This is a genomic window from Stutzerimonas urumqiensis (assembly GCF_003640395.1).
GTDB lineage: Bacteria > Pseudomonadota > Gammaproteobacteria > Pseudomonadales > Pseudomonadaceae > Stutzerimonas > Stutzerimonas urumqiensis.
Window position 1 is genome coordinate 14,427 of the sequence record NZ_RBZQ01000004.1, and the last position, 13,132, is coordinate 27,558.

The 13,132-nt window shown below is 65.6% G+C and carries 11 protein-coding genes; 6 read left to right on the forward strand and 5 right to left on the reverse strand.

Annotated elements, in window-relative coordinates; genetic code table 11:
• The first annotated feature begins 109 nt into the window (after positions 1-109).
• From zwf to rluB, 4 genes are all read left to right on the forward strand, one after another.
• Positions 110-1,579, forward strand: coding sequence for a glucose-6-phosphate dehydrogenase (zwf, locus tag D7325_RS08485; RefSeq protein ID WP_120995142.1), 1,470 nt, complete (start codon positions 110-112; stop codon positions 1,577-1,579).
• The gene (pgl, locus tag D7325_RS08490; protein WP_120995143.1) at positions 1,566-2,279 is read left to right on the forward strand and encodes a 6-phosphogluconolactonase; all 714 of its coding nucleotides are present in this window, start codon (positions 1,566-1,568) and stop codon (positions 2,277-2,279) included. The genes zwf and pgl overlap by 14 nt, the downstream gene beginning before the upstream one ends.
• Positions 2,280-2,301: 22 nt before the next feature.
• Positions 2,302-2,943 (forward strand): bifunctional 4-hydroxy-2-oxoglutarate aldolase/2-dehydro-3-deoxy-phosphogluconate aldolase, encoded by a 642-nt coding sequence (locus tag D7325_RS08495; RefSeq protein WP_162988035.1) that lies wholly within the window; start codon positions 2,302-2,304, stop codon positions 2,941-2,943.
• Between the two features lie 160 nt (positions 2,944-3,103).
• Positions 3,104-4,258 carry a 23S rRNA pseudouridine(2605) synthase RluB gene (gene rluB / locus D7325_RS08500; protein WP_120995145.1) on the forward strand — a complete coding sequence of 385 codons (1,155 nt, stop codon included), beginning with the start codon at positions 3,104-3,106 and terminating at the stop codon, positions 4,256-4,258.
• Between the two features lie 19 nt (positions 4,259-4,277).
• On the opposite strand, the gene D7325_RS08505 is transcribed toward rluB, so the two are convergent.
• The 5 genes from D7325_RS08505 to D7325_RS08525 form a co-directional block, all read right to left on the reverse strand.
• Entirely contained in the window at positions 4,278-5,201 is a 924-nt protein-coding gene (locus tag D7325_RS08505) for a GGDEF domain-containing protein (protein ID WP_120995553.1), read from the reverse strand.
• Between the two features lie 192 nt (positions 5,202-5,393).
• Positions 5,394-6,131, reverse strand: coding sequence for a YciK family oxidoreductase (locus D7325_RS08510; protein ID WP_120995146.1), 738 nt, complete (start codon positions 6,129-6,131; stop codon positions 5,394-5,396).
• A gap of 49 nt (positions 6,132-6,180) precedes the next feature.
• Positions 6,181-6,852, reverse strand: a complete 672-nt coding sequence (gene mupP, locus D7325_RS08515) for an N-acetylmuramic acid 6-phosphate phosphatase MupP (protein ID WP_120995147.1) — start codon at positions 6,850-6,852, stop codon at positions 6,181-6,183.
• Positions 6,852-7,550: a bifunctional 2-polyprenyl-6-hydroxyphenol methylase/3-demethylubiquinol 3-O-methyltransferase UbiG gene (gene ubiG / locus D7325_RS08520; protein ID WP_120995148.1), complete on the reverse strand. Its 699-nt coding sequence runs from the start codon at positions 7,548-7,550 to the stop codon at positions 6,852-6,854. The genes mupP and ubiG overlap by 1 nt, the downstream gene beginning before the upstream one ends.
• Before the next feature lie 110 nt (positions 7,551-7,660).
• On the reverse strand, positions 7,661-8,989 hold the full coding sequence (locus tag D7325_RS08525; protein ID WP_120995149.1) for a TRZ/ATZ family hydrolase: 1,329 nt from the start codon (positions 8,987-8,989) through the stop codon (positions 7,661-7,663).
• Positions 8,990-9,122: 133 nt separating this feature from the next.
• On the opposite strand from D7325_RS08525, the gene mtnA reads away from it, so the two are divergent.
• Together mtnA and gyrA are read left to right on the forward strand one after the other, a co-directional pair.
• The gene (gene mtnA / locus D7325_RS08530; protein ID WP_120995150.1) at positions 9,123-10,208 is read left to right on the forward strand and encodes an S-methyl-5-thioribose-1-phosphate isomerase; all 1,086 of its coding nucleotides are present in this window, start codon (positions 9,123-9,125) and stop codon (positions 10,206-10,208) included.
• A gap of 103 nt (positions 10,209-10,311) precedes the next feature.
• On the forward strand, positions 10,312-13,107 hold the full coding sequence (gene gyrA, locus D7325_RS08535; RefSeq protein WP_120995151.1) for a DNA gyrase subunit A: 2,796 nt from the start codon (positions 10,312-10,314) through the stop codon (positions 13,105-13,107).
• Positions 13,108-13,132 lie beyond the last annotated feature (25 nt).

The following is a 13,132-nucleotide window of genomic DNA, read 5'->3' on the forward strand; positions in this document are numbered from 1 at the left end:
AGCCCTGCGCAGGGTAAAAAACGGAAGAATGTTGTTTTAATAACAACATATAGTGCTTAAAATGCCCCGAGTTGTTCGAATAACCGTCATTATTGGTCAGTATAAGAACATGCCAGCCATCACCGTCGACGCCAACACCTTTACCCTGTTCGGCGCGCTCGGGGACCTTGCTCTGCGCAAGCTGTTCCCGGCGCTGTACCAGCTCGACCGAGCCGGACTGCTGAATCCCGCCACGCGGCTCGTGGCGCTGTCGCGCGACACCGGGGAGGCCGATGCGCACCTCGCGCGGATCGAGCAATCGCTGCGTCGCTACGTGCCGCCGCACGAGCTGGACGAAGGCGTGCTCGACCGCTTTCGCAACCGCCTCGATTACCTGGCGATGGACTTCCGACGCGCCGAGGACTACGCCTCGCTCGCGCAAAGCGTCTCGCCCGACATGCCGCTGATCGCCTATTTCGCGACGCCGGCCTCGGTGTATGGCGATATCTGCCGCAACCTCGCCGCCGTCGGCCTGGCGGAGCAGACGCGCGTGGTGCTGGAAAAGCCGATCGGGCACGACCTCATCTCGTCCCAGGTGGTCAATGACGCGGTCGCCGAGCATTTCCCGGAAAGCCGCACCTACCGGATCGACCACTACCTGGGCAAGGAAACCGTCCAGAACCTGATCGCGCTGCGCTTCGCCAACAGCCTGTTCGAAACCCAGTGGAATCAGCACCACATTTCCCATGTGGAAATCACGGTGGCCGAAACGGTCGGCATCGAAGGACGCTGGGGCTATTTCGACCAGGCCGGGCAGTTGCGCGACATGATCCAGAACCACCTGCTGCAGTTGCTCTGCCTGATTGCGATGGACCCGCCGGCCGACCTGACCGCCGACAGCATCCGCGACGAGAAGGTCAAGGTGCTCAAGGCGCTGGCGCCGATCACGCCGGAGAAGCTCAGTCAGCGTGTCGTGCGCGGCCAGTATGCGGCCGGCTCGGTCGGCGGCAAGCCGGTTCCGGGTTATCTCGAGGAAGAGAACTCCAACGCCGAGAGCAGCACCGAAACCTTCGTCGCGTTACGCGCTGACATCTGCAACTGGCGCTGGTCCGGCGTGCCGTTCTACCTGCGCACCGGCAAGCGCATGGCCCAGAAGGTGTCGCAGATCGTCATCCACTTCAAGGAGCCGCCGTTCTACATCTTCGCTCCGGAGCAGCGTTCACTGATCAGCAACCGGCTGATCATCCGCCTGCAGCCGGACGAGGGCATTTCGCTGCAGGTCATGACCAAGCAGCAGGGCCTGGACAAGGGCATGCACCTGCGCAGCGGCCCGCTGAACCTCAACTTCTCCGAGACCTACAAGAGCTCGCGCATCCCCGACGCCTACGAGCGGCTGTTGCTGGAAGTCATGCAGGGCAATCAGAACCTGTTCGTGCGCAAGGACGAGATCGAATACGCCTGGCGCTGGTGCGACCAACTGATCGATGGCTGGACCCGGCTGGGCGATGCGCCGAAAACCTATCCCGCTGGCTCCTGGGGGCCGGTGGCGTCCATAGCAATGATCACGCGAGACGGGAGGTCCTGGTATGGCGATCTTTGAACTCGATTTACCGACCGATGTGGTGGCCCATAGCCTGGCGGACGCCGCCCAGCTGGCCGAGAAACTTGCCGACGACGTGAGCCAGGCGCTGCGCTTCGCGATCGAGACCGATGGTGTCGCGAGCCTCGTGGTCTCGGGCGGTCGCAGTCCGATCCCCTTTTTCGAGGCGCTGTCGCGCCGCGACCTCGACTGGTCGCGGGTGCAGGTGAGCCTGGCGGACGAGCGCTGGGTGCCGGTCGGCCATGCCGACAGCAACGAAGGGCTGGTGCGTCGCCATCTGATGGTGGGCGAGGCGGCCAAGGCGTCGTTCTTCGGCTTGTATCGGCCCGCGTCGACGGTCGAGGCGGCCGCACGGCAGGCGGCACAAGGGCTGGCGGAACTCAAGCAACCGATCGACGTGCTGGTGCTGGGCATGGGCGATGACGGCCACACCGCCTCGCTGTTCCCCGGCAACGCCACGCTCGGCCAGGCGCTGGATCCGGCCTGCCCCGAAACCTGCATGCCCATGCTGGCGCCGGCGGTGCCGCATCAGCGCATCACCCTGACGTACCCGGTGCTGGCGGCGGCGCATCTGCAATGCCTGTCGATCCAGGGCATGGCCAAGCTCGATGCGCTCGAGCAGGCACTCGGCGCGCCTGCGCTCGAGCGGCCGATCAAGGCATTCCTGCATTCCCCTCTAGAGATCTACTGGTGCCCCTGAGGCGAGGACTTTTCCCGTGAACATGCAAGACAAGAACGAACTGATCGAACGCCTCTGCGAACGTGCCCGCATCCTGCCGGTGATCACCATCGACAACGAAGCGCAGATCCTGCCGCTGGCCGATGCGCTGGCAGCCGGCGGCCTGTCCTCGCTGGAAATCACGCTGCGTTCCCAGCATGGCCTGACCGCCATTCGCCGCCTGCGCCAGGAGCGCCCGGACCTGTGCATCGGCGCGGGCACCGTGCTCGACCGCGCGATGATGGACGAAGCGATCGATGCCGGCGCCCAGTTCATCGTTTCCCCCGGCTCGACGCGGGAGCTGCTCGAGGCGGGCGTCGATGCGCCCGTGCCGTTGCTGCCCGGCATCAGCACGCCGTCGGAGCTGATGCTTGGCTACGCGCTCGGCTACCGCCGCTTCAAGCTGTTCCCCGCCGAAATCTGCGGCGGCATCCCCGCGCTGAAGGCTTTTGGCGGTCCGTTCCCGACGGTGCGCTTCTGCCCGACGGGTGGGGTGAATGCCGGCAATGCGGCGCAGTACCTGGCGCTGGGCAACGTCATGTGCGTGGGCGGCACCTGGATGATCGAGGCGTCCGCCCTCAAGGCGGGCGATTGGGCGTCGATCCAGGCCAAGACGGCGGAAGCGCTCAAGGCACTCGGTGCCTGAAGGCGAGAGCCTCCTACTGCGGTCGCGTGATCCGGCGACCGCACATCGTGCGGCCGACCGGCGCGGCGCATTCGCTGCTCGTCCCTGATAGGCTCGGCCTCACGGAGCGCGTATCATGCGCGCCCCTTCGAGCTGAACCGACACACCGGGAGGTGCCTCAATGACCGATCACGAGCCGATCGAATCCCCCGCTCCCCAGGGCGAAAAACTGCAAAAGGTGCTGGCGCGCCTGGGCCTCGGCTCACGCCGGGACATCGAGAGCTGGATCAGCGGCGGCCGGGTGCAGGTCAACGGCGCCGTCGCGACGCTTGGCCAGCGGGTCGGTCGCTCCGACGCGATCGCCGTCGATGGCCGCCTCGTCAAGCGCGAAGAAGGCGCCGAGCACGTGCGCCGCGTGCTCATCTACAACAAGCCCGATGGTGAGATCTGCACCCGCGACGATCCCGAAGGTCGTCCGACCGTGTTCGACCGGCTTCCGCGTCCCAAGGAGGGCCGTTGGATCAACATCGGCCGCCTGGATATCAACACGACCGGTCTCCTGCTGTTCACCACTGACGGTGAGCTGGCCAACCGGCTGATGCACCCGTCCTACGAGATGGATCGTGAATATGCGGTGCGCGTGCGCGGCGAAGTCGATGACGAGATGATCGAGCGCCTGAAAACCGGCGTGATGCTCGAAGACGGTCCGGCGCGCTTCACCGACGTCCAGGAGGCGCCCGGCGGCGAGGGCCTGAATCACTGGTACCACTGCGTGGTGATGGAAGGCCGCAACCGTGAGGTGCGCCGGCTATGGGAGTCTCAGGGCGTGGTCGTCAGCCGCCTGAAGCGGGTTCGCTTCGGACCGGTGTTCATGACCTCAGATTTGCCGATGGGACGCTGGCGCGAGATGACCCAGCCCGAGGTGGACATTCTCAGCCAGGAAGTCGGTCTCGATCCGGTCGCGCTACCGGCCATGAAAGGCAAGCTGCGCGAAAAGCTCGATCGCATGCAGCGCAAGGCCGCCAAGCCGCTGGGCAAGGGTGAGCGTCGTCCGCGTGTCTTGCGTCCTGCCGAAGATGCCGATGTGCCTGCTCGGCAGGAGCGGCCTCAGCGTGCGCCGCGCCATTCGGCGGAGGAGCGCTCGCCTCGCCGCGGCGAGCCGGCCGAGAAGCGCGGTCGTGGCACGCCGGTCGCCGAACGGCCTGCGGACATGGATCGCAAGAAGGGCAAGCGGCCGATGAACCCCGAAGGCCGGGACGGCGCCAGCGGTGCTCGTCGCAGCGCGCCGGCGAGCGAAGGGCAGCGGCCAGGCTTCGGCCGCAAGCGCCCTCGCTGATCTTCGGCTTGGGCCCCGCTCAGTTGGCGGCGAGGCTCAGGCGATTGCGACCGGATCGCTTCGCGCAATAAAGCGCTTCATCCGCCCGTTGCAGCAATTGCTCGGGCGTCTCGGGTGCCTGGTAGGTGGCTCCGCCAAGGCTCACCGAGAGCGGGACCCAGGCATCCTCGACCTCGAACCTGAAGGCCTCGACCGCTGCCCGCAGTCGTTCGCCGACGACTGCCGCGGCCTCGCTGTTTGTATTGGCAAGCAGCAGCACGAATTCCTCGCCACCGAAGCGGAAGATCATGTCGGCGTTGCGGAGCTTGCCCTTGAGCAGGCGCGCCACCTGACGCAGCGCCTCGTCGCCCTGATGATGGCCGTAGCGATCGTTGATCGTCTTGAAGTGGTCGATGTCGAGCATCATTACCGACAGCGCCAGCCCATGCCGGCGAGCCAACTCGACTTCGCGCTGAAGCATTTGCGTCATCGCCGTACGATTGCCGACTTCGGTCAGCGGGTCGCGCGTGGCGGCCAGCAGCGCGCGGCGGTAGAGCAGGGCGTTGGTCAACGGGTAGAGCAGGCAGCTCATGGTCGACTCGAGCTCGTTGAGCTCCAGTTCGTCGAATCGCCGATCGCGCCGCAGGGTCAGCATCCCGAGCGGCTGCGCCTGATGGCTCAGTTGGTAGCTGACGCGATGCAGGGCGTTGCGGCCCAGGTCGATGGCGGCTTCGGTGGGCTCGTGCTGATAGCCGAGGCCGTCGAGCGGAATAAGGCCGACCACCAGTTCGAAATAGAGCGACAGCAACCGGTCCAGTTCGAGGCTCGTCTGCAGCTGCTGACCCAGCAGGCGGTGCAATTCGGCCAGGCTGCGTACAGTCGCGGCCTTGCGAGCAGGCGACTCGTTCCGTTGGGCGCGCGCCGTGTCGAGATCGATGGTGTTGGTCTGGGTTTCGTTTAGCAACATGACAGCCCCTGGCACTACCTGTGCGCTGTGGAGTGTTTACAAGCTAAAACGATGCCAACTTCGTAACCGATTGAATTTCAAGGGCTTATCGATACAAGCGAAACGGGGCGGCAATCCTTTGCCGGTTGTATGCCGGATTGGTGGCACATTGCCTGAATCTCTGCCGCCTCTGCGCCGGGAAACCGTCGGTCACTGGGCGTCCAGCGCCTTGCCGTTGACGCCGACGCTGTCCGGGCCGAGTAGGTACAGGTACAGCGGCATGATCTCTTCGGGCGCCGGATTGTTCATCGGGCTTTCGCCGGGATAGGCCTGGGCGCGCATGTCGGTTCGGGTGGCGCCCGGGTTGATGCTGTTGGCCCGCACATGGGTGCCGTCCAGCTCGTCGGCCAGGGTCTGCATCATGCCTTCGGTGGCGAACTTCGAGACGCCATAGGCGCCCCAGTAGGCGCGGCCCTTGCGTCCGACGCTGCTCGAGGTGAAGACCACCGACGCATCCGGCGAGAGCCTGAGTACGGGCAGCAGGGTGCTGGTCAGCATGAAGGTGGCGTTCACGTTCACCTGCATCACGCGCATGAAGTTATCGCCGGAGAGCTGCTCCATCGGTGTACGAGGCCCGACGATCGAGGCGTTGTTCAGCAGCCCATCCAGCCGACCGAACTCGCGCTCGATCATGGCGGCGAGTTCGTCGTACTGATGCGGCAACGCCGTCTCGAGATTGAACGGGATCACCGCCGGTTGCGGGCCGCCTGCCGCTTCGATGGCGTCGTAGACCTGCTCGAGGTTCGCTTCGGTCTTTCCGAGCAGCAGCACGGTCGCCCCGTGCGCGGCGAATGTCTTCGCGGCGGCGGCACCGATGCCACGGCCGGCGCCGGTGACCAGGATGATGCGTCCGGCAAGCAGGTCGGGCCGGGCGGTGTAATCGAACATGGAAACTCCTCGACGTCCCGTTGCGGTGGGACGGGTCACGAAAAAAGTATCAGCAGCTGCAAAGTGCGCGGTCCAGCACATCCAGCAGATCGAGCGGCTGGTCGATCACGACGTCAGCGCCCCAGCTGTTGGGGTTGTCCTGCGGATGGATGTACCCATAGCGCACGGCAGCGGTTCGCGTTCCGGCGGCACGGCCTGACTCGATGTCGCGAAGGTCGTCGCCGACGAACAGCACGCTCGCCGGGTCGAGTGCCAGCTGGCGGCAGGCAAGAATCATCGGTTCCGGATCGGGCTTGGAGCGCGTGACGTGGTCGGGACAGACGAGCAGCGCCGAGCGCTGCGCGAGCCCGAGGCCTTGCATGATCGGCTCGGCAAACCGCACGGGCTTGTTGGTCACCACGCCCCAGATCAGTCGAGCCCGTTCGATCTCGGCCAGAACGCGTTCCATGCCGTCGTATAGCCGGCTTTCGACGGCGCAGTGGTCCTGGTAGCGATCCAGGAATTCGAGTCGCAGCGCTTCGAACTCGTCCGACAGCGGGTCGACCTCGAAGCTGTTGACGACCATCGCCCGGGCACCGCCGGACACCACGTCGCGCACCTGCTTCTCAGGCACCCGCGGCAGGCCGCGCGCCTCGCGCATCGCCTGGATCACGGCGACGAAGTCGGGCGCCGTGTCGAGCAGGGTGCCATCCATGTCGAACAGAACTGCACGCAGGCGCATCAGGCCTCCCTGACCGTCTGGATCATGTAATTGACGTCGACGTCCGGGGCCAGCTTGTAGTGGCGGGTGAGCGGGTTGTAGGTCAGGCCGATGATGTCGCCGACGACCAGCCCCGCCTCGCGGCACCAGTTGCCGAGTTCGGAGGGGCGGATGAACTTGCGGAAATCATGCGTGCCACGCGGCAACAGTTGCAGGACGTACTCGGCGCCGACGATGGCGAACAGATAGGCTTTCGGATTGCGGTTGATCGTCGAGAAGAACACCTGGCCGCCCGGCTTGACCAGGGTGTGGCAGGCGCGGATCACCGAGGCGGGGTCCGGCACGTGCTCGAGCATTTCCAGGCAGGTGACCACGTCGAACTGGCCAGGGCACTCGGCGGCCATCTGCTCGGCCGTGATCTGCCGGTAGTCGACCTCGAGGTTCGATTCGAACAGGTGCAGACGCGCGACCGACAGCGGCGCTTCGCCCATGTCGATGCCGGTGACCTTGGCGCCGCGCTGGGCCATCGCCTCGCTCAGGATGCCGCCCCCGCAGCCCACGTCGATCACGGTCTTGCCGGCGAGCGGGACATGCTCGTCAATCCAGTTGACGCGTAGCGGATTGATGTCGTGCAAGGGCTTGAATTCGCTCTCGCGGTCCCACCAGCGGTGGGCGAGGGCTTCGAACTTGGCGATTTCCGCGTGATCGACGTTGCTCATGATCCGTTCCGTTCGTAATGCTTCAGAGAGGGTGCTGCATGCTGCCATGTTCGGCGTAGCCGGCGCATGGCGGCAGGCGAGGACGGTTTGTCGCGGCTATCGGAGCCACATCAGCGCCCGGAGATCCGACGGCCCCAGTCACGTGCCGTCGCGATGATCTGGTCCTCATCCATGCGCAGCAGCTGGCCATTCTCGAGGAGCTGCTTGCCGCCGACCCACAGGTGCCGCACGGCGTCGCGACCGGTCGCATAGATGAGTTGGGAGACCGGGTCATAGATCGGCTGCTGCGCCAGGCCGGAAAGGTCGAAGGCGACCAGGTCGGCGCTCTTGCCGAATGCCAGCGAGCCAATCTGCTCGTCCAACCCCAACGCCCGCGCGCCATTCAGCGTGGCCATGCGCAGGGCCCGGTGGGCATCGAGCGCCGTGGCGGAGCCGGCGACGGCCTTGGCCAGGAGGGCGGCCGTCCGGGTCTCGCCGAGCAAGTCGAGGTCATTGTTGCTGGCGGCGCCATCCGTGCCGATCGCCACGTTGACCCCCGCCTCCCAGAGCCGCTCGACCGGGCAGAAGCCGCTGGCCAGCTTGAGATTCGACTCGGGGCAATGAATGACCGAGCAGTTGTGTTCGACCAGCAGGGCGAGGTCTTCCTCGTTCACCTGGGTCATGTGCACCGCCTGGAAGCGTGGCCCGAGCAGCTGAAGGCGGGCCAGGCGCGCCAGCGGGCGCTCGCCGCTGCGTTCGACCGCTTCGCGCACTTCCTGCGCGGTTTCGTGCACGTGCATGTGAATGCCGACGTCCATCTCGGCAACCAGCACGCGGATGTTTTCCAGTTTGTCGTCGCCGACCGTATAAGGCGCGTGGGGGCCGAACGACACGGACAGGCGCGGGTGATGCTTGATGTCGTCGTACAGCGCCACGCCCTTGCGCAGGGCCTCGTCGGCATCGCGGGCGCCCGGGATCGGGAAGTCCAGCACCGGAATGGTGATCTGGCAGCGGATGCCGCTGTTATGCACCAGTTCGCTGACCACGTCCGGGTAGAAGTACATGTCGGAAAAGCAGGTGATGCCGCTTTTCAGCTGCTCGGCGATCGCCAGTTCGGCACCGTCGCGCACGAAACGCTCGTCGACCCACTTGGCCTCGGCGGGCCAGATGTGATCCTGCAGCCAGCTCATCAGCGGCAGGTCGTCGGCCAGGCCGCGGAACAGCGTCATCGCCGCATGCCCGTGTGCATTCACCAGGCCCGGCGTGATCAGCATGTCCGGCAATTCCCGCACCTCGCGCGCCGGATGACGCATGGCCTCGGCTCGCGGCGCGATCACCACGATGCGGCCATCGCGTATGCCGATGCCGTGATCGTGCAGCACGACGCCGGCAGGTTCGACCGGGACCAGCCAGGTCGGAAGCAGGAGCAGGTCGATGGGCTCGGCGGGAGGTCTGGGCATGGCATCGGGTCGCTGGCGATAAAGCCGGAAGTGTAAAGCAAAGCCCTCAGCGCATCAGCCGTCATCGCGCCAGCGCTCTGCCCCAGCTATGCGCCTATAATGCCGGCCTTTTGCTTGGAGCCGGGGACAAGACATGCGCGAGCGTTTGCTGGCAGCGGAGAAGGTGAAGGCCATCGACTGGCGCGACGGCGTGCTGTACCTGTTGGATCAGCGGAAGCTGCCGCTCGAGGACGATTGGCGAGGCTATCGCACGGCCGCCCAGGTGGCCGAGGCCATTCGCGACATGGTGGTGCGCGGTGCGCCGGCAATCGGTATCGCCGCTGCCTACGGCGTGGTGCTCGGTCTTCGCGAGCGACTGGCACGGGAGGGTGACTGGCGTGATGGGCTGGCGGCGGATTTCGAGCTGCTCGCCGCGTCGCGGCCGACGGCGGTCAATCTCTTCTGGGCGCTGAATCGGATGCGCGAGCGGCTCGATCGTCTCGAGGCGGACGTTTCGCCGGCGGCGGCGCTGGGCGCGCTCGAAGCCGAGGCCGTCGACATCCATGCCAGCGACCGGGAAGCCAACCTGACGATGGCTCAGTTCGGCATGGAGCTGATCCGCAAGCATTCGGCCAAGCCCCAGCAGGTCATGACGCACTGCAACACCGGGGCGCTGGCGACCGGCGGGTTCGGCACGGCGCTGGGCGTCATCCGCGCGGCGCACCTGGCCGGCTTGCTGGAGCGGGTCTATGCCGGCGAAACCCGGCCCTGGCTGCAAGGCTCTCGCCTTACCGCTTGGGAGCTGGCGAACGAAGGGGTGCCGGTCAGCCTGACGGTGGACTCGGCCGCCGCCCATTTGATGAAGACCCAGGCGATCAGTTGGGTGATCGTCGGCGCCGACCGGATCACCGCCAACGGCGATGTCGCCAACAAGATCGGCACCTACCAGCTGGCCATCAACGCCATGCATCACGGGGTGCGCTTCATGGTCGTCGCGCCCAGTTCCACCATCGATATGAACCTGGAGAGCGGCGAGGACATTCCGATCGAGGAGCGCCCGGCCCATGAGCTGCTCGCCGTGAACGGCCAGCGCATCGCGGCGGACGTCGAGGCCTGCAACCCGGTCTTCGACGTCACGCCCGCCGACCTGATCGATGCGATCGTCACGGAGAAGGGCGTCGTCGAGCGCCCCGATGCCGCCAAGATGGCCAACCTGATGAGTCGCAAGCGACTGCATTGAGATGGCTTTTCACGTGCCCGCGAGCGGCGTTGCGGGCCGCTGCTGTGTTACCATCCCGCGCTTGTTTGCAGGACCTTGCTGATAAATAAGGAACCAGGCTTCCATGGGCGAACTGGCCAAAGAAATCCTCCCGGTCAATATCGAAGACGAGCTCAAACAGTCCTATCTCGACTACGCCATGAGCGTGATCGTCGGGCGGGCTTTGCCGGACGCGCGCGATGGCCTGAAGCCGGTGCACCGCCGCGTGCTGTTCGCGATGAGCGAGCTGGGCAACGACTGGAACAAGCCCTACAAGAAGTCGGCCCGTGTGGTCGGCGACGTGATCGGTAAATACCACCCGCACGGCGACTCGGCCGTCTACGACACCATCGTCCGCATGGCGCAGCCGTTCTCGCTGCGCTACATGCTGGTCGACGGTCAGGGCAACTTCGGTTCGGTCGACGGCGACAACGCCGCGGCCATGCGATACACCGAAGTGCGCATGGCCAAGCTGGCGCACGAGCTGCTGGCCGACCTGGACAAGGAAACCGTCGACTGGGTGCCGAACTACGACGGCACCGAGCAGATTCCGGCCGTCATGCCGACCAAGATCCCGAATCTGCTGGTCAACGGCTCCAGCGGCATTGCCGTCGGCATGGCGACGAACATTCCGCCGCACAACCTCGGCGAGGTCATCGACGGCTGCCTGGCGCTGATCGAGAACCCGGACATCAGCATCGACGAACTGATGCAGTTCATCCCCGGTCCGGATTTCCCTACCGCCGGCATCATCAACGGTCGTGCGGGCATCATCGAGGCCTACCGCACCGGTCGTGGCCGCATCTACATCCGTGCGCGCGCCGACGTCGAGGACATCGACAAGGTTGGCGGCCGCCAGCAGATCGTCATCACCGAGCTGCCCTACCAGCTCAACAAGGCGCGTCTGATCGAGAAGATCGCCGAGCTGGTCAAGGAGAAGAAGCTCGAAGGCATCACCGAGCTGCGCGATGAGTCCGACAAGGACGGCATGCGCGTGGTCATCGAGCTGCGCCGTGGCGAAGTCCCCGAGGTGATCCTCAACAACCTCTATGCGCAGACCCAGCTGCAGAGCGTCTTCGGCATCAACGTGGTGGCACTGGTCGATGGCCAGCCGCGTACGCTAAATCTCAAGGAGCTGCTCGAAGCCTTCGTCCGCCACCGCCGTGAAGTCGTCACCCGACGCACCGTCTACGAACTGCGCAAGGCGCGCGAGCGCGGGCACATTCTCGAAGGCCAGGCGGTCGCCCTGTCGAACATCGATCCGGTGATCGCGCTGATCAAGGCCTCGCCGACCCCGGCCGAAGCCAAGGAAGCGCTGATCGCCGAGGCGTGGGAATCGAGCGCCGTCGAGGCGATGGTCGAACGTGCGGGTGCCGATTCCTGCCGTCCGGAAGGGCTCGATCCGCAATACGGCCTGCGCGACGGGAAGTATTACCTGTCGCCCGAACAGGCCCAGGCGATCCTCGACCTGCGCCTGCATCGGCTGACGGGCCTGGAACATGAAAAGCTGCTGGCCGAGTATCAGGAAATTCTCACCCAGATCGGCGAGCTGATCCGCATCCTGACCGATCCGGTGCGCCTGATGGAGGTCATTCGCGAAGAGCTCGAAGGCGTCAAGCGCGACTTCGGCGATGCGCGTCGGACCGAGATCATGGAGTCGCGTCATGACCTGACGCTGGCGGACCTGATCACCGAAGAGGAACGGGTCGTCACCATCTCCCATGGCGGCTATGCCAAGTCCCAGCCGCTGACCGCCTATCAGGCTCAGCGCCGCGGTGGTCGCGGCAAGGCGGCCACGGGCGTCAAGGAAGAGGATTACGTCGAGCACCTGCTGGTCGCCAACAGCCACACCACGCTGCTGCTGTTCTCCAGTAAGGGCAAGGTGTACTGGCTCAAGACCTACGAGATTCCGGAGGCTTCGCGCACTTCGCGCGGCCGGCCGCTGATCAACCTCCTGCCGCTGTCCGACGGCGAGCGCATCACCGCGATGCTGCCGGTGAATATCGCCGCGCTGATCAAGCAGGCCGAGGAAGAGCCCGAGATCGAGGACAGCGATGCACCGGTCGTCGAGGTCGTGGCCGAAGACGGCGATGACGCCGATGCGGCGCCGGTCGACAAGACGCGTGGTCCGTTCGTGTTCATGGCCACCGCCAAGGGCACGGTGAAGAAGACGCCGCTCAAGGAGTTCGCCTTCCAGCTGCAGAAGGGCAAGATCGCCATTCGCCTGGAAGAAGGCGACGAGCTGGTCCGTGTCGCCCTGACCAATGGCAACAGCGACGTGCTGCTGTTCGCCTCGAACGGCAAGGCGGCGCGCTTTGACGAGAACAAGGTGCGTTCGATGGGGCGTACCGCCGCAGGCGTGCGTGGCATCCGCCTGGCGGACGATGCGCGGCTTGTCTCGCTGATCGTCGCGGCGGACGGCGACATCCTGCTGGCGACCGAGCGTGGCTACGGCAAGCGCACGCCGCTGGAGGAGTTCACCAAGAAGGGGCGTGCCACGCAGGGCCTGATCGGCATCGTCACCAACGAGCGCAACGGCAACCTGGTCGGTGCGGTGCAGGTGCTCGAAGGCGAGGAAATCATGCTCATCTCCAACCAGGGCACGCTGGTCCGCACCCGGGTTTCGGAGGTGTCGTCGCAAGGGCGCAACACCCAGGGCGTCACGCTGATCAAACTGGCCGTCGACGAGCATCTGGTCGGGCTCGAGCGCGTGCAGGAGCCCTCGGAAGAGGACGTGCTCGAAGAGCTGGAAGACGTGCTGGGCGACGAGGTGCTCGAGAAGGAGCTGCCGGTCGTCAGCACCGAGCCCAGCGAGGACGAACTGCTCGGTGGCGTGGGCGATGTGCCGCCCGATGTCGTGCCGACCGACGACGAGGATTGATCGGGTACGCACGGGCTCGCAGAGG

Bases quoted from the DNA above. Each gene is read 5' to 3' on its own strand.
- zwf (WP_120995142.1), top strand. From the start codon at position 110: ATGCCAGCCATCACCGTCGACGCCAACACCTTTACCCTGTTCGGCGCG.
- pgl (WP_120995143.1), top strand. From the start codon at position 1,566: ATGGCGATCTTTGAACTCGATTTACCGACCGATGTGGTGGCCCATAGC.
- D7325_RS08495 (WP_162988035.1), top strand. From the start codon at position 2,302: ATGCAAGACAAGAACGAACTGATCGAACGCCTCTGCGAACGTGCCCGC.
- rluB (WP_120995145.1), top strand. From the start codon at position 3,104: ATGACCGATCACGAGCCGATCGAATCCCCCGCTCCCCAGGGCGAAAAA.
- D7325_RS08510 (WP_120995146.1), bottom strand. From the start codon at position 6,131: ATGTTCGATTACACCGCCCGGCCCGACCTGCTTGCCGGACGCATCATC.
- mupP (WP_120995147.1), bottom strand. From the start codon at position 6,852: ATGCGCCTGCGTGCAGTTCTGTTCGACATGGATGGCACCCTGCTCGAC.
- ubiG (WP_120995148.1), bottom strand. From the start codon at position 7,550: ATGAGCAACGTCGATCACGCGGAAATCGCCAAGTTCGAAGCCCTCGCC.
- D7325_RS08525 (WP_120995149.1), bottom strand. From the start codon at position 8,989: ATGCCCAGACCTCCCGCCGAGCCCATCGACCTGCTCCTGCTTCCGACC.
- mtnA (WP_120995150.1), top strand. From the start codon at position 9,123: ATGCGCGAGCGTTTGCTGGCAGCGGAGAAGGTGAAGGCCATCGACTGG.
- gyrA (WP_120995151.1), top strand. From the start codon at position 10,312: ATGGGCGAACTGGCCAAAGAAATCCTCCCGGTCAATATCGAAGACGAG.